The following is a 23243-nucleotide window of genomic DNA, read 5'->3' as shown; positions in this document are numbered from 1 at the left end:
ACGGGCGGGGGGAGCTCCCGGATCGGGACAGGTTGAGTCATGCTGGGTGTCTCCAGTTCTCGTGAGAGAGCGGCTGGACAAGGGCGGCCCCGGATCATTGGCGTGAGACAGGGGCCGCCCTTGGCGTAGCTACTCGCAGGTGCAGTCAGGGCGCTCGCTGCTGCCGTCCGCGCCGCAACCGCAGCAGTGCGCGTACGGGTAGGGCTCGGTGTCGTCGGCGGGGTCGCACAGGTCGCAGTCGAGGTACTCGGGTTCCTCGGTCGCGTCGTAGGCGGCGTGGTCGGTGGTGTTGCTCATGCGTGGTGCCTCTCGGGTGGGGAAACGGGGCTGTGGAGGGGTTCGGGTGGGTGGTGTGCACCCCCCTTTACCGGCCTTACCTTGCAGGTCAGGGGCCTTTACCTCCCCCTCTACTGGGGTAAAGGGCCCCCTCTACTCCGGGGCCCCTCGCGGAGGGGTCGGGGAGGGTGGTTGGAGGGGTGTTCGGTGGGGGTGGGGTAGCGGGGGCCCCTTTACCTGCCGGTGCTGAGGAGGATCTCGGCGGGCACGGCGGCCTCGATGTCGCGGCGCTGGTATCCGGCGCCGTTGGAGCCGCTGATCTTGACCTGCTTGCTCGTCCGCTTCACGCCGGCGGCCTCCAGCTCGGCGGCGAGCTGCTCGGCGTTGAAGTCGCCGTACACGTCCTCGTCCAGGTTCACAAGACCGTTCAGCAGGTCCGTGGTGAACATCCGGGGCGAGTGCCGCATGACTTCCAGGGCGTCGGACACGATCGCGGGGACGGTGACGCCGGCCGCGTCGGCGGCGGCGGTGACGTCGCCCGCGGCTTCCCCGGTGAGCTGCCCGGCCTGCTCGCGCAGGGTCCGGCCCTTGCGGCACAGGGCGGCGAACGTCGGCCCGTCGAGGTAGTCCGCCCGCACCGTGACATACGACGCGGGGCCGGTGACGAGCACGCCGACACCCTTGTGTTCCTCGGACAGGACCGAGGCGTCGGCGCCCTGGGCGGCCTTGCCCTTGCCCAGCACCATGTCGCTGCTGGCCCGGTCGACGACCTGGGTCGAGTAGCGGATGGTGATGATTTCGCGCAGCTTGGTCGGCACGCTGTCGGCGTCGGGGCGCTGGGAGGCGAAGTTGCTGATGAATCCGGCGGCCGGTCCGCGTCGGGCGATGCGGCACAGGTCGTTGATGACCTGCTCGCGGTCCTCCTTCTCCATCGCGGTGAAGTACTCCTGCAGTTCGTCGATGGTGACGAAGATGACCGGCAGGTTGTACTTGGCGACGATGTCCGGGGTGAGCTTGCCCTCGGGGCAGACCGAGGTGGGCAGGTCCCTGAGCAGGGCGAAGCGGCGTTCCATCTCGGTGAGGAGTTCGGCGAGCATGGCCTTGAGGGCTTCGATCGCGTCGTCCTCGGCGCCCATGACGAGCCGGTGCGCGACGGCCTTCATGGGCATCCAGTCCGCGCCGCCCTTCCCGTCCGCGACGTAGTGCCGCACGTACGCGTCGAGGAGACCGGCGGCGGTGAGCAGGCGCTGGGAGAACGTCTTGCCCCGGCGCGGGAGTCCGCCGAAGAACATCGACTGCCACATGACCGGGATGTTCACGCGGACGCCCCGGGCGTCCTGGCCGAAGGGGACCGGCTCCCAGATCGAGAACCGCTCGGCCTTCTCCAGCGGCGACGGGTTCGGCGTGCCCAAGTACGGGTCGTCGTCCGCGACCCACATGGACACCCGACCGGCGTTGCCGCCCTTGGCGGCGCGGACACGGGACATGATGACCTGGATCTCGTCCACCCCGAGTTCCTGCGCGATGACCTCACGCTTGGCCAGGACGTCGGAGGCGGTCTTGCCGCCACCCCGGGGAAGGTCGAAGATCACGGCCCAGCCACGGCCGTCACGGACCGGGCCCATCGAGCAAGAAACGCGCGGGCCTTCCTCGTCGCCCTTGCCGCTTTTCAGGAGGCCGGCGGCGCGGAGCGCGTCGTTGAGCTGCTGCGCGGACATGTCGACCCGCAGGGGCGGGGCGCCCTGGTCGAGGAACTGGGTGTTCTTGCCCCTGCCGAGGTAGGCGAGCGGGGTCACGACGGCTCCGGCGATCCCGGTCTGAAGCACCGGGTCCGCCAGGGCGATGCCGATTACGGCGGCGGCCACCCCGCAGGCGGCGGCACCGAACCGCCACCTGCGGGTGCGGGTCCGCTCGGCGTGGGCCATCTGCAACCGGGTCGCCAGCTCGACATCCTCCGGCCGGGCCTTGCTCTGGGCGCGCAGGGCCTTGACGGTGGCGCTGTGGTCCTGCGCGGACAGGGTCGGCCACAGTCCGACCGTGGCGCGGAAGAAACCACGAGCTGCGAGCAGCACGGTCTTGACCAGGTACTTCGGGGTCCGGATGCCGTGGTAGCGGGCGTGCCACCAGGACAGCCGGACCAGCGCGGCGGTATTGGCCTTGATGGATGTGGCTGACCGGGCCCACGCGGGCAGGACCGGGGCGTCCGGGACGGTCAGCCAGTCGGCCAACGGGTTGTCCGCCCGGTCCACCGCCTCCACTTCGGCGGCGGCGGGGGCGGTCGTGGTGTCGGAGGGGTCCTTGGCCAGGGACACCGGCGGGGTAGCGGGGCGGTGGTCGTCGAGGTGGTGCAGGGTGCCCATGTCGGCCCCCTCAACAGCGAGTTCGGTCATGACGGATGTGCTCCTGCCTGGAACGGGGGGGCGGGGGTGGTGTGCTCAGCGCTCCGCGCGGGCGACGGCGCGTTCGGCGCGGCGCACGGCGTCCTCGGCCTGCTTGCGGGCCTGGCGGGCGGCGGGGCGGTCGGTGCGGGCGGCGGTGCGTTCGGTGGCCTTGGCGTTGGCGAGGCTCTGGCGGGCATCGGCCTGCACCTGGTGCAGGGCCCGTAGCTCCTGCGCGCCACGCTCGGCGGCCCGCTGGTCGATCCGCTCGATCGCCTTCTCGACCTTCGGGTCGACGCAGTCCGCGAGGGCCTGGCGGAAGCCCTTGCGGAACAGCCGGGCACGCTCGCGCTTCTCGGCGGGGGTGTAGCTCTCCATGACGGTGCCTCCCAGATATGGGCCGGACTGTCCGGTCCCTCCGCCCGCCCGGTACGAGACCGGACGGACAGAGGGACCGTCAGGCGGGCCGCAGTTCGTGGGTGTGGCACAGCACGGGAGCGATGAAGGGGCTGATCCTGTGCACGGTCCACCGGCCCTCGGTCAGCGGGCCGGGCGGTACTTCATCGACGATGCGGCCGGTTTTGCCGACCGCACGCGGGTCGTCCTCACACGAGACGATCCGCACCTTGGTACCTGCCTTGAACGACATGACGGTCCTTTCGGGTCAGCGGCGACGGGACTTGGAGAGGGACTTGGAGGCGGCCTTGCCGTCCGCACCGCCGACGGACTTCACGACGGTCACGACGCCCCAGGCCAGCACCACCACGAGAAAGGCGAGCAGGGCGATGTTCGCGGCAATCGCGGTGAGGACTCCGACCAGCAGCGGGCCGAAGTAGACGCCGACCGCGACCGCCCCGGCGCCGACACCGGAGCCGAGCGCGATCCGCTGGACCGTGCGGTCGGGCGGGGCCTGGTGGATGTGCTGGACGATCTGCTGCGGCGCCGCCTGCGGGACTGGCAGGTGGGCCGCGTCGGCGTAGGTGTAGGTGCCGTCCGGGAGTTGGACGACAGTGACCGCCCGGACGGGCTCGGGGAGGTTGTTCACGGCTGCTTCCTTCCGGCCCGGACGCGCTTGTTCCAGGCGTCCTGACGGGCGATGAACGCGGCGTGGATCGGGGCCCCGACGGTGCAGGGCTGGTCGTTCTGGCAGGCCGTGCAGGCTCCGACGTGCGTCGTGGACGCCTCGAAGGCCTTCATGTAGGCGATTAACTCGCTGTCGCGGGACACAGGTCTCCTCGGTCCAGGAAGTGCGGGTGATTTCAGGCGACGCGTTTCCATGCGGCCCGGAGCCGGGTCTCGGACGCGGAGTGGCCGGCGGCCCGGAAGCGGGCGGCCATGTCGCGGTAGGACAGGGCGGGGGATTCGCTGTGACGGATCTCGTCGACCAGGACGTCCAGGGCGTCATCGGTGAGCGCGGGCCCGGCCTCCAGAGCAGGGACCGGTTCCGTGGGGCCCCACACGGGCAGCTCCCACCGGAGCGCGACGCCGGGAGCCTCGTTGGGTGTGACGCCCACGGTCACGCTGGTCAGGGCCCGGTTCGTGCCCTCGCCGCCCCTTGCCTGCTCCAGCGTCGACCACGCGTCGGAGAGGGTCCGGGCGGTCTCGGCCTGGACGCGTGCGACGCGTGCCCCGGCCTGCGTCACGGCCGTCAGCCGCGTCTCCTCGGTGCCCGCCTGAGCGCGGAGCCGGGCACGGGCCACGGCCGCGTCGTCGCGGGCCTCCTGCTGGATGCCGCGGATCTGGGTCAGGGCCCCGGCGGTGAGCGCGGTCCGCTCCCACATGGAATGGACCAGCCACAAAGCCTTGGCCGCGATCGGCAGCCAGGCCACGGCCAGCCAAGCCCCCGTGGACTCTTCGGCGGTCAGTGCGTGCGCGACCAGGACACCCGTGGCGATCAGGCCAAAAGCCCAGCCGACCCCGGTCACCAGGTCGCTGTGGTCGCCCTGCGCGGCGAGTCGGCGTTCGTAGGCGAGGGCGGCCAGCCACCCGCCGTCGATCCCGAGACCGACGACCAGCGCGACCATCCACGGCATCACCGGGCCCAGCCACAGCATCACCACGGCCAGAGTCAGCGCCATGGACACCGCCGTCATCGCGACGGCCGGCAGAACGGTCTTCCAGGCCCTCACGCCGCACCGCCCGACTGGGCCGTGGCGCGGTTGGTCAGGTCCCGGCGCGCGGCCATGACCCGGTTACGGGCGCGGCGGATACGCCGCTCATCCAGCTCGGTGGCCGGACGGTCAATGGTCATGATCTGCGCGTCCAGCAGCTCGACCTCCGCCCGGATGAGCGGCATCTCCTGCTCGATCGCGTCCAGCTCAGCAGCCGACGGCCCGCCGTCGAGCGACGCCGCCGTAACGAGGGCCTGAAGTGCAGCGATGGTCTTCATGGGTCGTTTTCTCCTTAGACGGTGGGACGGCCCGAAAGCGGCCCCGGTGGTAGGACACCGGGGCCGCGCGCCGTCATTGGGGGCAAGCCGCTTTGGTAGTGGCGCCTCATCAAGCAGGCAGGGCCAGCAGCCCCCGCAGGGGTGCCTTCCTGCCTGCATGACGAGGGCGATCCGGTGCTCATCACGCGGGGATCGCCTTCGCAGGTGCGGCATCCCGACAGGCCCTCTCCAGGTGCCCGTGTGCCGCCCTTACTGCTACGTGGCCCGCTCGCCTTGGTCGTTGCGCCCGTCTGCCCTCTCGGGTACGGGGATGGTCCGCTCGCTCAGCCCGGCGGCCTCGGTTTCACCCGAAGCCACCACGCGCCACGTTCCCGGGGATGTTCCGGCCTCCCCGGCCGCCGTTCTGACCTGCCCTGCTCGCTCCCAGCGCGACCTTGCGCACCGACCAGCTCAACCGCTGTCACCTCCCACATCACCTGTGGGGTTGTCACCAGCGGGACACAGCAGATCTTCAGTTCTCAAGCAACACGGCTTCCTTCGGGCTCGCTCCCGTTGTCGGGGCCCTCCGGGCGCTCTGCGGTCGTGCAGCCCAAAGAAGGGCCATTCGCACTCACTGTCCTGGGACTGCGGTGCGTCTGGAATGACAATGACGCACAGTCCCAGGACTGTCAACAGTCCTGGGACTGTGCTTCACTGGAGTCGTTGAGAGGAGTGCGCGTGGCACCCAAGTGGCGAGACCTGGCAGACAAGCTGGCCGGGCGGATCAAGAGTGGTGAGCTGGCCCCTGGTCAGCAGTTGCCGCATATCCGGGAGCTGGTGGAAGCCGGTGAAGGATCAAAGTCCACAGTTCACGCGGCCTATAAGGCTCTGGAGGCCGAAGGTCTGGTGACCTCTTCCCGAGGTCACGGCACTGTCGTGCGGCAGCAGGAACCGCTCAAGCGGCTCGGCATTGCTCGGTACGACAAGGTCAAATGGCGTGACGGTGATGAGGTCGCCTTCATCGCTGACCGCGTGGCGTCGGGCCGCGCGCACAAGCGTGGCGAGCAGACGCAGAACGTCAGCCGTGTGCCGGCCACGCCGCTGGTAGCGGCGGCGCATGGTCTACCGGAAGGCTCCGAGGTGTATGCGCGCGTCCGCCTCGTGAAGGAGGGGGACCAGCCGACGCACACCCTGACCAGCTACTACCGCCCCGAGCACGTCGAAGGAACGCGGCTTGTCGACCCGACGCCGGGTCCGGCTGGCAAGGGCGGCGGGTACCGCGTGCTCTACGACGCAGGGTACGAGATCGACCACATGCGAGAAGAGCTGTTCGCGCGCCCTGCGGCATCGGAGGAAGCGGCGCTACTCCAGCTGACGCCCGGCGAGTGGGTCGTAGAGCTCCACCGCACCACCTACACGGCTGACGGGACCGTGGTGGAGTTCGCCATCGGCATTCACGCGGCGAGCCGCTTCGCCTGGGCATACGACTTCAAGGTTCCCGATTCAGCGCAAGGGGCGGCCCAGTGATCTCAGTGCAGACATGGTCTGACGCTCAACAGCTCTGGGACTTTCAGCAGATGCACCACGAACCGCGGCCTTGTTCGGTCGCCGTCGGTCTCGGCAGCCATGACTTGGGCGTGGCGGATGCGACCGTGGATCTGTATCAACGCGGCATGTTCCCGTTGATCGTCTTCACGGGCGCGACCAGCCGGACGACACGCGATCGGATGCCCCGAGGGGAAGCCGAGCACTATCGGGAACGGGCGCTGGCACTGGGTGTTCCCGCATCGGCGATCCTTGTTGAGCCCAACGCGCGCAACACCGGTCAGAACATCAACTTCTCCCGCGAACTGCTTACAGAGCGCGGCATCGACGTGTCGTCTGTCCTGCTCGTGAGCAAGCCGTACGAGGAGCGGCGAGCCTACGCGACAGCCCGCAGGCTCTGGCCGGAAGTCGAGATCGTCAGCGCGTCAGCACCCATGACGCTTTCGGAGTACATCGACTCCATCAAGGACCCACGTCTCGTGCTGGACATGCTTGTGGGGGCACAGCAGCGGCTGCTGATCTATCCGGAGCAAGGATTCATGATCAGGCAGGAGGTGCCGGACTCCGTAACCGCGGCCTACGAGCGCCTGTGTTCTGAGGGGTTCACGAGTCGCCTCGTGCCGACGCATTAAGGGCGCCATGGGCCATGTGTGGGCCAGGCGCCTTCATACAGGCCCGTTTTGAAGCGTATTCGCAGGTCAGAGGCGGTGAATTCGCTTCACCCGCAGCGCTCTTGAAAACCGTCACGCTCTCAGCGCGGTACAACTTTCCCTACTTCGGCCCCCGTCCCTCCTGCCGGGGGAAGGGGGGACAGTGCCCCTGCCTGGCCCTGGAGCGAGGTGCACCGATGTGGACTTCGGCTTCACCTGACTTCCTCCACACCACCAGCGCGGGTATCTACGGGCGAGTGACCTTGATCTAGCGCGGCGGCGAGGATGTGGGCAGCCAGAAGTGGCGGAATAGCGTTGCCGATCTGTTGGGGAATGTTTCTGCCTGCCCATGGGTGGTCAGCGGGAAAGCTCTGAAGGCGACCCGCCTCGGAGGAAGATAGGCGGGGTAGGTCGACGGCGTCGCCAGTCATGACCCGGCTGCGGGAGATCTTGCCGGTGACGGTGAAAGCTGGTTCTGCAGAGGTGCGCCGGCCCCGAGCCCTTGGGTCTCCGCCGGAGCCGTAGTCGGAGACCACGAGGAACGGCTCCGGGCGATCCAATGCTTCGCCCATCGTCACGCAGGCCGGCAGTGAGGGGTCGCCGGGAGCGCAGGCTACGGTCTTGCGATACGGCCGGTGCGTCGCTTTGGGGAGTTCTGCTGTCCCATGACGGCGCGCGATCAACACGGCGCGGCGCCGCGTCTGTGGGACTCCGAACTCCTCGGCATTCAATACGCCGCATGCCACCGAATAACCCTCAGTGGATAGAACTTCACCCACCGCCTGCCAGACCGGCAAGACGGTTGGCACCTGCTCCAGTACTACCGATTCGTAGGGGCGGCCGCCATCTATGGCGGTCAGAGCCCACCGCAGCGGTTCCAGCACCAGGCCCGTGCGTTCGTCATCCAGTTCAGCCAAACATGCAGCAATGTCCTCACGATCCGCCATACGCCGCACAAGGCGCAGCACGTCTCTTAGAGCACGACGCCCCGCTCCAGGTCCAGCGACGGCGAACGTCTGGCACGGTGGTCCGCTCGCCAGGACGTTGGCAGAGGGAAAGTCGATCGGGGCGAACGCACGGACGTCGCCCTCCACTGTTGCCAACCCTGCCGCCCGACGCGTGGCACAGGCGTCCGCGTCCCATTCAATGCCGACTCCCGGCACACCCAAGTCACGAGCGGCTATATCCAGCCCACCCGCCCCAGCGAACAGGTCTACGAGCTCATATTCGTCCACGATCCCCCACCTCGAACGACCCGTTGATATCCGCGGCAACGGTAGTTGACGCGCGGGTGTCGAGACCGGCCTGGCTGCAGTGTCGGTGCCTCATGGGAAGCTGCGCTCATGATTGGTGAAGTACCCAGCGTTGAAGTAGGCCAGAAGTACGATACGCGTCGTCTCGCCCACGAAGCGGGAGTGCACCGGCCGTTGCAGGCCGGCATCTGCGGAACCAGGAAGGCCGGGGCCGAGTCCATCGTCGTGTCCGGCGGCTACAAGGACGATGAGGACTACGGCGACGTCATTGTCTACACCGGCCATGGAGGCCAGGACGGCGCCGGCAATCAGGTGACCAACCAGTCCTTGGACGACCCCGGCAACGCGGCACTGGTGACCAGCCACCTCGAAGGCCTGCCCGTCCGCGTACTCCGAGGCTGGCAGAGCGATTCCCCGTACGCCCCGGACGCCGGGTATCGCTACGACGGCCTGTACCGCGTCACCAACTACGGCAGCAAGCTTGGCATCGACGGCTTCCTCATCTGGCAGTTCCGGTTGGAAGCGTACGACGGCACCCCAATACCGCAAGTAGCCCAGCCGCAGGAGCTCCCGGCCGTGCCTGCCAAGCCGGCAGGGACGAGCAACGCCTATACGGTCGACGGGAATGAGGCACCCGAGCGCGTCACCGCGACCGTCCAGCGCATCGTGCGCAGCAGTGCCGTGAAGCGCCAGGTAAAGGCATGGCACGACAATCGCTGCCAGATCTGCGACCTGCGCATCGAGATGCCTGGAGGCAGCTACAGCGAAGGCGCACACATCCAGGCCCTCGGTTCGCCCCACAACGGCCCGGACACTACCGGCAACGTTCTCTGCCTCTGCCCGAACTGTCACGTGATGCTCGATGCTGGCGCCATCGTCTTGGCGGACAACCTCTCGGTGATCCGTGGTGGCGAGGCGAACGGCGTGCTGCGGACTCATCCGCAGCATGTCATCAACGTGGAATGTGTGAGGCAACACCGCGAACGGTGGCGTCAGTAGTGCTGAACTAGCTGGAAGGGGAGGTAGCGGTCGTGAGAGAGTCTCTCAACCGCTACCTGACGGACCCGCCAAGGAGTAGTGCGGCACGAGATCGGCCGCGGCCGCTGGCCTTGGTGGTCCTTGTTGGCCCATCCAGCACCACTTCCCCCGACAAGACCTAATCAGCCAGTCAGTTGGGCTGGGTGGAGTGGTCCTTTTATGAGTAAATCCCCTCAGGATGACCGCTTCCACACTACACTTGCGTCTCCACCTATGGAGGCAAGAGTGACTAACCCCGAAATCGACAACATGTTGCCCGTCGATGCAGCTTCTTCAGAATCTGAAGAGGACGTAATTGATCGCTTGAGTGCTGCACGCGCCAGCGTTTCCGCGACCGACTGGACAGTGGAGACCGTGGTTACACAGATGCGCAAGGGGCGCATTGATCTAAATCCTCGATTTCAACGACGCGCCGCATGGACCAATCCCACCAAAAGCCGATTCATCGAGTCGGCGATTTTGGCATACCCTATTCCTCAAATTGTACTGGCGGAAAAAAAGGGGCAACCTGGTCACTATTTCGTAATCGATGGAAAGCAGCGCCTGCTTGCCCTGCGACAGTTCTACGCCGGCGAGGGAAATTCGAAGGATGAAGGATTCACCCCCTTCAAGATCACCACTACGTCAATTTTGCAGAAGGTGCGGGGATTTGATATTGCACGCCTAGAGGGTGAGCGCAGTGACCTTTTTGATGCTTTCGAGAATCACACGATCAGGACCGTGACGATCCGGAACTGGGAGTCGGAGGATTTCCTTTACACCCTCTTTCTTCGACTTAATACCGGAAGCGTTCCCCTCTCGCCGCAGGAACTTCGGCAGGCCCTTGTGCCGGGAAATTTCGTGGAATTCGTCGACGAGCAGTCGGGGATGAGTCCTGGGATGCAGCATCTTTTGGGGAACAAAGGGCCGGATCGTCGCATGGTGGATGCGGAGATGCTGGTTCGGTATATTGGATTTCGCAACTCTGTAATTCAGTATCGGGGAAACCTCAAAGACTTCCTTGATAAGACGTGTGTACATTTCAACAAGAACTGGAGCGTCGATAGTGGTCTCGTAGCAGAACAACTCTCAGACATGGAGCGGGCGATTGCCGCCGCACGAGAGATCTTCGGAGACGATGGCGCCTGTCACAAATGGTCTGGCAGTCGGTGGGAGCGAGCCGTGAACCGTGCAGTCTTCGACGTACAGATCAATACGTTGGCCAATGAGCGCGTCCGTGATGCAGCTTTGGGGAAGAAGCAGGAGGTCCTCGATCTCTTCAAAAACTTGTGCGTGGAGAACGATGGCTTCGTGGCTGCGGTGACTTCGACCACCAAGAGCATCGAAGCCACGCGTACCCGGTTCAAAGTTTGGGCAAGCGGGCTACAGAGTATCCTCGGTGTTCCTGTTCCTCTTTCACCAAGTGTCCCTCTCTCTTCGACTGAGTCATAGAGAGGCCCATTTCCCAATGGACACGGTAAGTCAACTCAGGAACGACATTGACGAGCTCCGAAACTCTTTAATGTCAAAGTCACTACAGAGTGTTGCGCCGCCGGATGATCTATCCTCCGCGCAATCTCTACTGGTGAGATCATTCGTGATTCTGGCGCACGCCCACATCGAGGAATTCATTGAGCAGATGTTCTCCGATTTCATAGCGGCCAAGACGCTTGAAATTACGGACGAAACAATTCCAGCTTGCTACGCTCGATTGATTTTGCACTTCGGGGAGAATATTCGAGGCGAGAAGGGGAGTTCCGGCTATGCGCCCGGCCAGCTCTGCCTTACAGCCAAGAGCATGTACGAATCAAAGGTAATCAAGGCTAACAATGGCCTAAAGGAGAAGAACGTTACCCAGATGGCCAGGCCTCTAGGGCTGACCTCTGACGAGGTTTCAGATGCTTGCCCAGATTTGTTTCCTGCCCTTGATACCCTCGGAAGTAAGCGTGGGCGACTTGCTCACCGTTCGAGTCAAGCTGTTAGTGAAACGATCTACCCTGGACAGGCGATAAAGTGGGTTGAGGACGTTCTAACTCATTTCGCCCAACTTTCCAATCTGCTATCTAGCTCACAGGGTGTGGCGGCGAGCCTATCGACGCCGTGAGTGAGGCAGGTGAGTCACGCCGCGTCGCTCGCCCACAGGTCTTGGGCCGGTCCGGTCGACAACAGGGAGTAAGGGGCGCAGGGGCGACGGCAGTAGTTGACGGCAACGTAGGCGTACGCGAACTGCATCACGCACACACCTGAACAGATGCCGCGCCACGAAGCGGGCCCGATATGCAGGTGCCCAGTTCCGTTGCTCGAACTCCTAAAGCGGGTGTCGCAGGTTCGAATCCTGCCGGGGGCACAGCAGAGCAGCAGGCCGGAGGCCCTGTCGTCCTAGCGGGCGGCAGGGCCTCCGGTTTCGCAGCACATATGGGTCCGCAATGCGGGCGGGAAAGCCGACACGAAGTTTTCACGACGCGGCTCTGGCCAGGAACCCGTTCCCGACCGGGATCCCAACCAGGGAACAAACGGGCTCAGCGACGCCTACTGTTCTTGATACCCCATGGAAGCCAGCCGGCGAGGGCCTGCAATGTCGCTGGGATGTCCTTCGGCTCAACCCTGCAGATCGCCGTCAGCCCGATGACGAGCAGCGCCAGGGCGACGACGCCGAGGCCCCAACCGCCTATAAGCGCCAAGCTCGCGCCCGCCGTCAATAGCTGGGTCATTTCAGCCCTCATTTGCGACACATCGCCCCGTTGCCGTCCTGGGTTCAGCCAGCCGTGTTCCAGGGGAGCTTCCGCTGCCGAAGAGTGCATGGGCGGCCGCGGCTGCTTCAGCTTGTGCGTGACGGTCCAGCCAGTAAAGCGGCGGATAGTCGTCATCGTCACTCTCAAATGCCGTCAATGCATTGAGGAAGACAGCAGCCGTGTTCTGCGTGCGGCCCAAAGGGTTGCCGCTTGCATCGTTCCACCGCAAAGGCTGGAGTGCCCGATCCAGGCCAGCCAGCATTCGCAGGACACGCCCGTCATGCGAATCACTCTCGGGCACAAAATGTCGCCGCTCAGCCTGAGCCCGGCCGATCACGTTCCACACTCGGTACTCACCGTCGACGTTGCGGCCCAAAAGCCCCGCGAGATATGCGCTGTCTTCAGCATCCGGCATGCTGGCCCTGGAGCGCTGTTGGAACAGGTGCTGGTAGCGGGCCAACGTCTCCCGACTCAGGACACCAGCGTTGAACGCAGCGATCGCCCGGTTGAGCAAGCCCAGCTCATCCATCGCCAGTGACAGCTGATACAAGCAGTGACCGAACCACTCCTTGTTATGTTCCTCGTCGCCTTCCTTCACGACTTGATGGAGCCTGAGCACCACCTGAGCCACCGACTTGTGAACCTGCTCGTGCAGTGGAGACGGCATGTAGAACAGCTCTTGCTTCGAAAGTGACAACCCCTCGAGGCGCGGCGGTCGATCAGTCCGTGCGCATTCCTTCTCAACGCGAAGAATCCGACGAATTCCGTGTCTGCTCATGCCGTTCTCAACCACGTGGGCAGCGATCACTCCAGTGAGTCGCCCAAGGGTATCCATCGCATCACTCGCTCGGTACATACACATCCTGGCCCAGCCGTGGCTTGCTCTGTCGGGCGCGGAGTAACGCAACACTTCTTGCAGGAAATCGACCGCTTCGACGGCATTGGCGTAGGTGGCTCGCCTGAGATGCACGGGCATTGCCTGGCCATAGGCGCTGTTACGCATCCTGCTGCCCTCTCAATGCCTACCCAACCCGCGTGCGTCGGACAGGCGTGATGAGAACACAGCTGACCGCAGTAGTCGCGATGACTGAACTTCCGGCTGTTCAAAGCGTCTCGGGCACGGGCCAAGACACAACCGCGGCCGTCGCCACGGCCTCGGGCGAGCTTATACGGTCGCCCCCAGTACGGTCATTCCTATGGCTCGGCATTGCAGGCGTGTCACACGCAAGCCACGTTGAACTACGGGGCCGCCACGTACAGTCGCGCCGGTGGTCAGTCTTCCTGGCCACGGTGGGAGGCTGCTGGTTGTGCACCTTCCCTAAGGGCTGTCCCGTAATCCCTGGCGGGCGTGCGACGACGGCTACGGCGCCTCGCCGCGTTGTCGGAACGCCCGAATACATCCAGTATTCGGGCGTCCCTCCGCCTTGCGATGCACCGCATCCGACGCCGCACGCCGATCCACCAGGGATTACGGGACAGCCCTTAGCCTGGACGGCGAACATCCCGTCGGCAGGCACCGCTTCACCTTGGTATGCGCAGGTCGGGACGGAGCAGAGGTCAACTGTGGCAAGGGCATGGGCGCCCGGCTGGTTGCCGACTAGAGTCACCTCATCACTGTTGGTTATGGGGCCAGGACTTGGTGCATGCCTGCCACGTCGCTGGTGGGGAGGGCCTGTAGAGCATGAGCCGTCGCTCCAATGGGTTGGTCGGTGTCTGGGCTGAAGCGCAGCGCCAACAGCAACGTCAACGGGAGGCGCAAGCCAGATACCAGCGGGATCAGGAGAGGCAGCAACGCGCCTACCAGCGAGAGCTCGCGCGCAGCCACCGCGAGCAGAGGGCGGCCTACCGGGAGCAGCGCGAGGCAGAGGCCCGGCGGCGCACGGAGGAAATCGACGCGCGGGTCGAGTCGTTGCAGGGTCTGTTGGCGGCAGGGTGCCGGGCTCCGGCGTTCAGGGCCGACGCACTGACTCGGGCGGAGCAGATCGAGGCATTCTCCCCGGGGCAGCTCGCGCACCCCATCCGCATGCCGGACCCGAACCAGTACCAGCCGCAGGGTGGTTGGACCGCAACACGGCGAGCTCAGGCACAAGCGGAGGCCCGGTCCAGGTTCGAGCGCGACTGGCAGGCCGCACAGGCTGCAGAAGCACAGCGTCAGCACCAGTTGGCTACCTACCAGTTGCAGTACCAGCAGTGGGCCGAAACCCAGCTGGGCGAGATCCGTCGACACAACGCCGGTATCGCAGAGATGACGACGGGGCTTCGCAACGGAGATCCCGAGGCCGCGGTGGAGTATTTCTCCGCCGCCCTCTACGCCTCGACCGGTTGGCCAGAGGACCTGCCCCGTCAGGTATCCGCAGCGTACGACTCCGGTGCGCGCCAGTTGGTACTGAACTGGGAGCTGCCCAAGTACGACGTCGTCCCGGAGGCGAAGTCGGTGCGCTACATGATCAACGCCGATCAGGAGAAGGAGTCGCCCCGACCGGTCACGCAGCGCCGCGCCCTGTACCGGGACGTACTCGCGCAGTGTCTCCTGTTGGTTCTGCGTGATCTTTTCGCAGCCGATGAGTTCGGTGCGCTGGAATCGGTCGCGTTGAACGGGTTCGTGGACGATCACGACCCGACGACCGGCAGACGAGCACCCATATTCCTCGGCACTGTCATGGCTTCGCGTTCAACTTTCGCCGACCTGCATCTGGAACAGGTGAACGCTGTCAACTGCCTGGTGGACGGGCTCAGGGGGCAGTTGTCATCGCGCCCCGATCAGTACGCGTCCGTGCGACCCGGCCGGGTTCCCGAAGACGTCGGTAATGGTGTCGTCACCCATGGTGGCGACGAAGAGCCGGATCTGTACGAGATGGACCCCATCGCCTTCGAAGCGCTGGTCGCCGATCTGTTCCGGGCCATGGGCATGCAGGCCGTGACCACACAGCGCTCGAACGACGGTGGCGTGGACATCGATGCGCTGGACCCGACCCCGATTCGCGGCGGCAAGATCGTCGTACAGGTCAAGCGCTACCGCAACACCGTGCCCCCGACAGCTGTCCGCGACTTGTACGGCACTGTCCAGGGCGCCGGCGCCAACAAAGGTGTCCTGGTCACGACGTCCGGATTCGGCCCCGGCTCGCACGCCTTCGCCAACGGCAAGCCCTTGGAACTGGTGGCAGGCTCCGAACTGGTTGACCTGCTGCACCGCCACGGGCTGCGCGGGCGACTGGGCAGCGGCGAACGCCCGGTGCCCGCCCAGCGGACAGCGCCGGACAGCGAGACCAGCACGGACGACCACAATGTGCTGGGCATGTACTGGTCGGGCAACGTCGCCTTGGACGTGTGCGCGCTCGTCTGCCACGGCAACCGCGTCCTGGACGACGACCACTTCGTCTTCTTCAACAACCCCCGGACACCCGACGGCACGGTCCGCGCGCTCATCCCCGTCGCGCCGGACAGAGCCGCCATCCAAGTCTCCTTCGATGCGCTACCGACGCGCGCTGACCGTCTCGTCGTCATCGCCGCGGTCGATCCTGTCGCCAACCCCGCGGCCGACCTGTCCGGCTTCACCGGCGCCGGTATCCGGCTGCTGGACACCGAGAGAACCCCACTCGACCAGTTGGAAGTCTCCGACGGCCGCACCGGCGAAACCGCCCTGGTGCTGGGGTCCTTCCGCCGCCGCGCGAACGGCGACTGGGAGTTCGTCAGCGGAGGTAAGGGATACCGGGGCGGCTTGGAAGAACTGGTCCAGGAGTACGGCATCGATGTGGATTAGCGCCACTGCCGACATGAGACCTCAAGCAGGGTGCTGCCGCCCCTTCGTGTCTGTCACGAAGCCCCGCTGCCGACCACCTGCCGAGTAGCCCCGGTTCGGAACGGATTCAGCACACATCAGGACGTGAGAACTCGGGAGAGGAATTCTTCCAGGCGAGGTACCCTGTGCCCAAAATCTATGCAGGTCACAACCTCGCCCAGGGAAAACTCCTGAAGCGGGTGTCGCAGGTTCGAATCCTGCCGGGGGCACCAGTTCAAAGGGGCCTTGCCTACTAAATTTAGTAGGCAAGGCCCCTTTGACATCTACGTCTGACATCAACGGCGTCGGTCACTCCCGGACGGGCCGCCCCTTGAGCAGCCGGTCCATGTGGCTGACCGCCTCGCGCCGAGTGTCCTGGACGACGTGCGTGTACACGTCCATCGTGATGCTGATCCGGCTGTGACCGAGGATCTCCATCACGACACGAGGAGCCACACCGGCCGCGGTCAACAGAGTCGCGCAGCCGTGCCGGGCCTCGTGCAGCCTGATCACTCGAAGACCGGCGGATTCAGCGATGCGGGTGAAGGAGCGGTAGACGTTCCGCGGCTCGACCGGGCGACCGGTCCGGGTGACGAACACGTGCCCACCTTCCTGCCACGACTCCCCCGCGCGAACCTTGGCGTCAACCTGTCGCATCCTGTGCCAGCGAAGGGGCGCAATGCACATGGCCGGGAGCCTCACGGCGAGCGCGCACAAGAACGGCCCCCGACCGATTCACCAGGTCAGGGGCCGTTCATCTGCGGTGGGTGTGGGATTTGACCCCACGGTGACGTCGCCGCCACGACGGTTTACAAGACTGTGGGCCGGGCGAGGAACCGAGCTGGCCGGAGTAGCACTGGCGCTGCTGACGCGCGTACACGTCGGGTGTGGGTCATGAAGGGCAAATGCCGCGACGACAGCGACCAACGCAAGCACCGCCTGGGTCTTCCACACCATCGGTTTTCCGCGATAGGCGCCCCATATCGCAACGCCAGCCAGTGCCACAAGCACCATGCCCGCGAAGGGCGGGACAGGGTCGAAGTCCGCGGGGAAGACAACGTGGTCCGATTCCTCAGGTTCACTGCCGGGTGCCATGCACGGGAGTACGGAAAGGGTTGCCAGGACGAACCAGCCGACACCGAGCAGCGGAGTCAGCGCGACCACCTCGAAGAGGAGGTACTTCCCTCTTGTCAGCCAGGTACGGAGGGACGCTCCCCCAGGCGTGAGGTCACCCGTATCGGCACCCTGATCTTGCGGCACTTTCCCCCCTGCGCGATTGCCGGGATCGTACAGCAGGGAAGTGCTGCAACCACAGCAACCGACCGCGTCCAGCAGCGTCCTCCAGAGGCTTCGACGCGACCTCTATGACCGCCACTGCCCCCGGATAGAGCTACGGATCCGAAGGTCCCTGACATCAACGACGCAGGACGGAGACGAATGCCACCGCCCTTGTACAGTCGCTGTGCGAGTGAACAGGGGGCACCCGGAGCGCGCCCTGATCGAACTCCTCAAGCGGGTGTCGCAGGTTCGAATCCTGCCGGGGGCACCAGGCGAAAGGCCCCGGACCGATCACGGTCCGGGGCCTTTACCTTCATCCACTGCGCGTTCGACGGGCACCCTGCCTCGACGTCCTCGGCAAGTCCGCACCGCCGGCGGGTACCTCCGACGCGGGTCCGGCAAGTGGCCCGACGCGGACGGACTTCGGTCAGCCTTTGAACAGGTTCGAAACCGGATGTCGTGTGTTGGTCCCTCCTGGTACCGTCGCCCTCGCGCGCGGGGACGAGCGGCGGTTCCATGGGCGCCCCCCCCTGCGTCGCTTACCTTGGGGAGGGGCTCTTTCGTGATTCGTCCGCTGAACAGACGGGCCACGCGCCAGCAGCGCGCGCTCGGCCGTATCGCTCTCACCGTCACGCTTGTCGTGACCGCCGGAATCAGCACCGCTGCGGGGACGGCTGTCGCCGATACCCGCGGCGCGTCCGCCGATCCCGTCGTCATCAGCCCGGGCGCACGCTTCGTGCCCCGCGCCACCATCGTCCTGAACGCCGGCGAGACCGGATTCCTCACCGCGCAGGAGGGGGACGACCGCCTCCGCTGGATCGACTACACCACCGGTGCGACGACCCTCCTCGACCACCGGCTGCCCGAGCCTCTCGCCTACGACGTGGACGAGTTCCGCTTCGCCCAGTACCCGTCGGACTTCGGCCATGGCTCCGACACCGTCGCCCTCTACTCGGGCTCCCCGGCCCCGCACGTGACGCTCCAGCAACGGGCCGGCAGCGGAACGGCGATCACGGTCCCGATCCCGGAGGGCCAGACATACGCCGCGACCTACGGCGACACCGTCATCACCCGGACCGGTGCCGAGAACGCCACTACGAGCCTGCACCTCCTGCGCCTGGAGGACGGCGAGGTGCGGGACCGGAAACTGGAGGGCCTCCCGGAGGGGTGGAACCTTTCCATCGGCGAGGGAGACACCCGGTCCGTCGCCGTCCGCGGCATCAAGTGGGAGGGCAGCACCATGTCCCAGGGGTGGTGGGTCGTCGACCTCGCCACCGGCAGCGTGAAGGCGCTCTCCACCCACGGCGAGAGCGTCTCCTTCGACCGTGACACCGTCTTCCACGTCGGCGCCCCGTCCGGCGACGCCGCCCAGGTGTACCGCCGTGACGACCTGGACGCGGAGCCGACCACCGTCGACCTGCGGGACGTGGCTTCGTACAGCGACGTCGTACGGCGTCTCGGCGACGACTTCGTCACCGTGACCCCGCCCAACCCCGGTGACAACGAGTACCGGGGCAACCACCTCGTCCTGCGCGACGCCACGGGGAGCTGGAAGTCCCTGCTGGCCGTCGCCTCCCCCTCGGTGCACCGCACGCCCGACGGCTCGCTCCTGGTGGCCGGCGCGGAGGAGGACACCACCTACGGCGCACTCGACTGGGGGTACTACCTCTTCACCCCCGCCGCGGACGGCACCGTCACCCGCAAGCGCCTGGCGGACATAGAGGACCGTGAGGCCGAGCCGGCCGGCATCTCGCTGGGCAGCGGCATCCTCACCACGGCCGACGACTCGCAGCATTACAACCCCGCCACCACCATCGGCGGCTACCGGAGCACCTGGCTGAAGACCTCCGGCCGTCCGGAGGAGCTGAACTCGACCGTCGACGGCACCGTGTCCGGCCGCGACGACGACGGCTGCAGCTCCGCCGAAGGCACCTATTGCGTGACCATGTTCGCGAGCGGCGACGGGCATCACGGCCGCAAGGCCGCGACCGAGCAGGACGTCACCATGCTCTACCGGAACGGTGCCGCCCCGTGGGGCCCGCGGGTGACCTCCGGACTCGGCAGCCCGCAACTCGTCGACCTCTCCGGCCGGTTCGGTGTGGTGAATCAGGCGTGGGGCGGTAAGCAGGCGATCCTCCACTTCAAGGACGCCGACACCGGGAGCGCGCTCCTGAACCGGGAGCCGGTCGCGGCCTCCGTCTGGGGCAACACGCTGTGGAGCGCCCTCGGTCGGTGGGACGACACCGGCTCGGGCGTGCCGACCGGGGTGGCGGCGAAGAACCTGTCGACCGGTGCCGCCGGTGAGTCCTTCGACGCGGGTTGCGTCCCCAGTGACCTGCAGGCCGTGGGCCGTTGGGTGTACTGGCGATGCAGCGACTACTGGCACGACTTCAAGGGCGCCGGCGTCTATGACCGGCAGGCCAAGCGCTCCCTGAAGCTCGGGGGCGACGAGACGCTCCTCGGCGACGGCTACCTGGTCCGCCGCTCGGACGCGGCCGGCCTCACCCTCGTCGACCTGCACAACGGACTCCCGGTCAGCGGCAAGGAGGCCGACCTGCCCCAGCGCGTGGTCGCCACCGCCGCCGAGCTCGGTGACCGGACCGGGCGGCGTTCCGGGTGGACTGTCGACCGCTTCGGCGGTCACGTCGCCTACACGGGCGCGGATCGCCGGGTGCGGATCGTCCCGTCCGGCGTTCCGGCCTCCCAGATCGCCGTCATCGACGCCGACACGCCCGCCATGGACATCAAGGCCGGTGCGTGGAAGCCGCGTTGGTGGCTGTCGAAACCGGCGGGGTCGTGGGCGCTGACGCTGAAGAACAAGGCGACCGGGGAGACCGTACGGACGCTCTCCGGCGGAGAGGCCCGGGGGCTGGTCACGCCGTCGTGGGACGGCAAGGACGCGGCCGGGAAGTACGTACCGAACGGGGCCTACACCTGGGCCCTTACCGCGAAGCCCGCCGACGGTGTCCAGGCGGACCTTTCCGTCCTCGGGACGGTGCCGGTGACCGGCGGTGCCGCCGTGCGCCGCGACCATGTCGGCGACGACGGCTACCCGGACCTCTACGCCCGCGGCACCGACGGCTCCCTGCTCGTCTACCAGGGCAACGCCTCCGGCACGGTATCGGCGAAGGCCGACGGCGGCACCTGGCCCACCACCTCCGCCCTCGTCCCCTTCGGCGACCTCGAAGGCGACGGCGCCAACGACACCCTGGTCACCGACAAGGACGGCTTCCTGTACCGCTACTCCCCCGAGCGCGGCAAGGTCGTCACCCCGGACGCCCCGCACACGAAGATCGGCAGCGGCTGGACGGCCTTCGACGGCCCGACCCACTCGGGCGACCTCACCGACGACGGCGTCCCGGACCTGGTGGCCCGGCAGACCGCGACCGGTGACCTGTACCTGTACGCGGGCACCGATACGGGCGGCTTCACCCGTACCGGCCGGATCGGCACCGGCTGGAAGAACCTGACCATCGTCGGCGCGGGGGACCTCAACGGCGACAAGCACGCCGACCTCGTCGCCCGCGCCACCAACGGCGACCTCTACTGCTACTACGGCACCGGCAACGGCACCATCTCCTCCGGCACGAAAATCGGCTCCGGCTGGGGCGGAATGGCCGACATCGTCGGCATCGGCGACCTCACCGCCGACGGCAAGGACGACATCCTCGGCCGCACCACGACCGGTGACCTGTACCGCTATGCCGGCAACGGCACCGGCGGCATCGGCTCCGGCGTCAAGATCGGCACCGGCTGGAAGAACTTCACCAGCGTCCGCTAGGGCACCCAGGCGTAGGGCACGCTGGACGTACATCCAGCGTGCCCTACGCCTTCTCGTCAATCCGCGGCGCCGCTCGGGCATCCCGGGCACCCCGGGCATCATCGGCAGCACGGGCTGGGACCGGTCCAGTGCCTGGGTGAGTAGCCGGGGAGGATTTCACTCCCCGGCTCTCTCAGAACCGTGCGTAAACCTCTCGGCTTACACGACTCCCGTCGTCCAGTCGTGCACGGTTACGGCTTGACGAGTTTCCAGTGAGCGAGGAGTCCAGGGAACCGCCTGGCGTGACGGCTCAGGGTCTTTCGTGCTCTCGCTCGCTTCCGCTTGAACCATTTGTACTTGCGGACGAGCCACCGCACCGGACAGTCGTTGATGCGGTTGAGAGTGGAGAGCAACGCCGACGGGTGGAACCGCCCGAAGCAGTTGATCCAGCCCCGCACGACCGGTTGATCTCCCGGGCGAGCGCGCGCTGGTGAGCCGGGCGACGATCGCGTCGGCGCACGTGTTCAGCCGTTCGGGATCGCTCGGTGGCATGGCGAGCTCCAGCGGCTCCGGCGGAACCTCGACATCCAGGAAGGCGATGTCGGAGGGCAGCTCCATGTAGACCGGGAGCTTGCGCTGCCATGCGGTGAGGATGAGCCGGTCGATCTCCGTCACGGCGTTCTGCGGCGTCAGCCTGGTCTGCGCCGCCGTGACCTGGGCGTAGCCGCGCATGACGTCGTCGTACTCGATTTCACCCGAGGTGTGGTGCATCAGCAGCTTCCGGTCCAGCGCTTTCAGCGGAAGCGACCCGGAGACGCAGACGACGGGGACGCGCTCGCTGTAGGCACCGGCGACACCGTTGATGGCGCTCCAGGAGCCGACGCCGTGGGTCACTACGAGCCCCGAGATGCCGTTGAGCCGCGCGTACCCGTCGGCCGCGTAGACGGCGTTCAGCTCGTTGCAGTTGCCGACCCACATGAACTCGTTGCGGTCCTCCATCTGCTAGATCTGCTAGAGGAACTCAAGGTTGTAGTCACCGGCAACCCCGAACATGGGACATGCCCGCCTCCCGCAGGCGGCGCAGCAGGAAGTCGCCGATGGTCGTGGTCGAACGCGCGGTCGTGGTCGTCATGTCGTTCCCCGTCTCGCGGCTTGCTGAGCCCCCTCGTGCCTCGCCCAGGTAACCCCGTCCGGAGTACCCCCGCGCCCCGGCAGCAGCCGCCGGAGTGACCAGGTGGGGGGCGCCGTCGCTCCGGCCGCAGACGTCTGTGCACACGGCGAACAACAGGCGGTCACGGTACGCGGACACGCCGGCAGCCCCCGACTGATTTCGCTGGTCAGGGGCCGTTCGTCGTAGCGGGCGGCAGGGCCTCCGGTTTCGCGGCACGCATGGCGTGCGCGCAGACGACGTGGGCTGTACTCGGACATGAGCCGTACCCGAAGGACCAAGGACCAGGGCGTGTCGCGAAGGTGCTGTCCCCGGTCTCGCGCCGGGCTTGTCAGTCGTGTGGTGCATGATCGGCGCGTTGGCTCTTCAAAGGGAATGGGGCACCGTGCCGATCACAAACCAGCAAGTGTCTGAACACGCCTTTCTGCGACCGCTGTATGCGGACGCGTACTTTCCGGATCACGTACTCGACAAGGGCAAGGCGATCCTGTTGCGGTTGTGCGAGCGGATCGAGGCGGAGCAGCCGTCGGATCTGCCGGCCCTGTACGCGCTCACGGAGGCGGCGACCGAGGAGTTCAACTTGCTGGAGGCCGAGTTCGAGGCGGCAGGGAGTGAGATCGAGACCGTTGCGCGAGAGGAGATAGGCGAGGACTTCTGGTTCGTGGCAACGGCCTACGGGTTCACTGACGCAGACGCGGAGGAGCTGATCGCCGCCCGGGATTGGTGAGCGCCGAGTGGAGGGCCGTGCGCGCAGAGGCACGGGAGCTGTGCGCGCGAGGACGTGGGAGCTCTGCGCGCGGGGGTGCGCGTTCTCCGTGCCAGCCCAGGGCGATCCCGTACAGGCGGAACAGACGCGGTAAATGATAGTTACAGGGTTAGGGTGTTCGGGAAGCGCGTCAGGGCGACGAAGCGGCGCAGATGGCGGGTGCCGGCGGTTGTGGTGCAGCACCGTCCGGACGCCACGCACTCACTGGCGAAGCACGGCGACGCCACGCACTCACTGGCGAAGCACGCCACGAACGCTCCGGAGCCAGGCTCAC

General features: G+C 66.4%; 20 protein-coding genes, 1 tRNA gene and 3 pseudogenes. 9 read left to right on the top strand and 15 right to left on the bottom strand.

The window, feature by feature from the left end; translation table 11 throughout:
* Positions 1-129 precede the first annotated feature (129 nt).
* The 8 genes from ACIOMQ_RS25710 to ACIOMQ_RS25675 form a co-directional block, all read right to left on the bottom strand.
* Positions 130-297, bottom strand: a complete 168-nt coding sequence (locus tag ACIOMQ_RS25710) for a hypothetical protein (protein ID WP_402190531.1) — start codon at positions 295-297, stop codon at positions 130-132.
* A gap of 212 nt (positions 298-509) precedes the next feature.
* On the bottom strand, positions 510-2666 hold the full coding sequence (locus ACIOMQ_RS25705) for an FtsK/SpoIIIE domain-containing protein (RefSeq protein ID WP_402190529.1): 2157 nt from the start codon (positions 2664-2666) through the stop codon (positions 510-512).
* Between the two features lie 45 nt (positions 2667-2711).
* On the bottom strand, positions 2712-3032 hold the full coding sequence (locus ACIOMQ_RS25700) for a hypothetical protein (protein ID WP_402190526.1): 321 nt from the start codon (positions 3030-3032) through the stop codon (positions 2712-2714).
* Between the two features lie 79 nt (positions 3033-3111).
* Positions 3112-3303: a hypothetical protein gene (locus ACIOMQ_RS25695; RefSeq protein ID WP_402190523.1), complete on the bottom strand. Its 192-nt coding sequence runs from the start codon at positions 3301-3303 to the stop codon at positions 3112-3114.
* Between the two features lie 15 nt (positions 3304-3318).
* On the bottom strand, positions 3319-3699 hold the full coding sequence (locus ACIOMQ_RS25690) for a DUF6251 family protein (protein WP_402190520.1): 381 nt from the start codon (positions 3697-3699) through the stop codon (positions 3319-3321).
* Positions 3696-3881, bottom strand: a complete 186-nt coding sequence (locus ACIOMQ_RS25685) for a hypothetical protein (protein WP_402190517.1) — start codon at positions 3879-3881, stop codon at positions 3696-3698. Before ACIOMQ_RS25685 ends, ACIOMQ_RS25690 begins: the two co-directional genes overlap by 4 nt.
* A 32-nt stretch (positions 3882-3913) precedes the next feature.
* Positions 3914-4783: a protein spdB gene (locus ACIOMQ_RS25680; protein WP_402190514.1), complete on the bottom strand. Its 870-nt coding sequence runs from the start codon at positions 4781-4783 to the stop codon at positions 3914-3916.
* Positions 4780-5043, bottom strand: coding sequence for a DUF6284 family protein (locus ACIOMQ_RS25675; RefSeq protein ID WP_402190512.1), 264 nt, complete (start codon positions 5041-5043; stop codon positions 4780-4782). The genes ACIOMQ_RS25680 and ACIOMQ_RS25675 overlap by 4 nt, the downstream gene beginning before the upstream one ends.
* A gap of 717 nt (positions 5044-5760) precedes the next feature.
* Here ACIOMQ_RS25675 and ACIOMQ_RS25670 point away from each other — a divergent pair.
* On the top strand, positions 5761-6549 hold the full coding sequence (locus ACIOMQ_RS25670; protein WP_402190509.1) for a GntR family transcriptional regulator: 789 nt from the start codon (positions 5761-5763) through the stop codon (positions 6547-6549).
* Positions 6546-7199 (top strand): YdcF family protein, encoded by a 654-nt coding sequence (locus ACIOMQ_RS25665; protein ID WP_398632607.1) that lies wholly within the window; start codon positions 6546-6548, stop codon positions 7197-7199. Before ACIOMQ_RS25670 ends, ACIOMQ_RS25665 begins: the two co-directional genes overlap by 4 nt.
* 230 nt (positions 7200-7429) lie before the next feature.
* On the opposite strand, the gene ACIOMQ_RS25660 is transcribed toward ACIOMQ_RS25665, so the two are convergent.
* Positions 7430-8185 carry a DNA cytosine methyltransferase gene (locus tag ACIOMQ_RS25660; RefSeq protein ID WP_402190663.1) on the bottom strand — a complete coding sequence of 252 codons (756 nt, stop codon included), beginning with the start codon at positions 8183-8185 and terminating at the stop codon, positions 7430-7432.
* A 30-nt stretch (positions 8186-8215) separates the two neighbouring features.
* Positions 8216-8452: pseudogene (locus ACIOMQ_RS25655) on the bottom strand (DNA cytosine methyltransferase); the annotation flags it as partial.
* Between the two features lie 108 nt (positions 8453-8560).
* On the opposite strand from ACIOMQ_RS25655, the gene ACIOMQ_RS25650 reads away from it, so the two are divergent.
* The 4 genes from ACIOMQ_RS25650 (at position 8561) to ACIOMQ_RS25635 (ending at position 11834) form a co-directional block, all read left to right on the top strand.
* Positions 8561-9469, top strand: a complete 909-nt coding sequence (locus ACIOMQ_RS25650; protein WP_402190505.1) for a YDG/SRA domain-containing protein — start codon at positions 8561-8563, stop codon at positions 9467-9469.
* A 264-nt stretch (positions 9470-9733) separates the two neighbouring features.
* A complete protein-coding gene (locus ACIOMQ_RS25645; RefSeq protein ID WP_402190502.1) occupies positions 9734-10939 on the top strand; it encodes a DUF262 domain-containing protein in 1206 nt (401 codons plus the stop codon).
* A 16-nt stretch (positions 10940-10955) separates the two neighbouring features.
* Complete coding sequence (locus ACIOMQ_RS25640) at positions 10956-11591, top strand: HEPN domain-containing protein (protein WP_402190499.1); 636 nt, start codon at positions 10956-10958, stop codon at positions 11589-11591.
* 181 nt (positions 11592-11772) lie between these two features.
* Positions 11773-11834 (top strand) — tRNA-OTHER (locus tag ACIOMQ_RS25635).
* 172 nt (positions 11835-12006) lie between these two features.
* Here ACIOMQ_RS25635 and ACIOMQ_RS25630 read toward each other — a convergent pair.
* Both ACIOMQ_RS25630 and ACIOMQ_RS25625 read right to left on the bottom strand, forming a co-directional pair.
* The gene (locus ACIOMQ_RS25630; RefSeq protein WP_401266307.1) at positions 12007-12198 is read right to left on the bottom strand and encodes a hypothetical protein; all 192 of its coding nucleotides are present in this window, start codon (positions 12196-12198) and stop codon (positions 12007-12009) included.
* A 1-nt stretch (position 12199) separates the two neighbouring features.
* Positions 12200-13222 (bottom strand): hypothetical protein, encoded by a 1023-nt coding sequence (locus tag ACIOMQ_RS25625; RefSeq protein ID WP_402190496.1) that lies wholly within the window; start codon positions 13220-13222, stop codon positions 12200-12202.
* 678 nt (positions 13223-13900) lie between these two features.
* Here ACIOMQ_RS25625 and ACIOMQ_RS25620 point away from each other — a divergent pair.
* Positions 13901-15979 (top strand): restriction endonuclease, encoded by a 2079-nt coding sequence (locus ACIOMQ_RS25620; protein WP_402190493.1) that lies wholly within the window; start codon positions 13901-13903, stop codon positions 15977-15979.
* 327 nt (positions 15980-16306) lie between these two features.
* Here the strand turns inward: ACIOMQ_RS25620 and ACIOMQ_RS25615 are convergent.
* Positions 16307-16702 (bottom strand): annotated as a pseudogene (locus tag ACIOMQ_RS25615) (tyrosine-type recombinase/integrase); the annotation flags it as partial.
* 1135 nt (positions 16703-17837) lie between these two features.
* Between ACIOMQ_RS25615 and ACIOMQ_RS25610 the strand changes: the two are divergent.
* A complete protein-coding gene (locus tag ACIOMQ_RS25610; RefSeq protein ID WP_402190491.1) occupies positions 17838-21056 on the top strand; it encodes an FG-GAP-like repeat-containing protein in 3219 nt (1072 codons plus the stop codon).
* A 230-nt stretch (positions 21057-21286) separates the two neighbouring features.
* On the opposite strand, the gene ACIOMQ_RS25605 is transcribed toward ACIOMQ_RS25610, so the two are convergent.
* On the bottom strand, positions 21287-21493 hold the full coding sequence (locus tag ACIOMQ_RS25605; RefSeq protein ID WP_402190661.1) for a group II intron maturase-specific domain-containing protein: 207 nt from the start codon (positions 21491-21493) through the stop codon (positions 21287-21289).
* A gap of 322 nt (positions 21494-21815) precedes the next feature.
* Positions 21816-22034: pseudogene (locus ACIOMQ_RS25600) on the bottom strand (thiamine pyrophosphate-binding protein); the annotation flags it as partial.
* Positions 22035-22588: 554 nt separating this feature from the next.
* Here ACIOMQ_RS25600 and ACIOMQ_RS25595 point away from each other — a divergent pair.
* Entirely contained in the window at positions 22589-22930 is a 342-nt protein-coding gene (locus tag ACIOMQ_RS25595; RefSeq protein ID WP_362199989.1) for a DUF5713 family protein, read from the top strand.
* Positions 22931-23243: the final 313 nt, after the last annotated feature.

Source organism: Streptomyces sp. NPDC087845 (assembly GCF_044742755.1).
In the GTDB taxonomy this organism is placed as follows: domain Bacteria; phylum Actinomycetota; class Actinomycetes; order Streptomycetales; family Streptomycetaceae; genus Streptomyces.
This window is presented reverse-complemented; position numbering and strand designations above follow the sequence as displayed.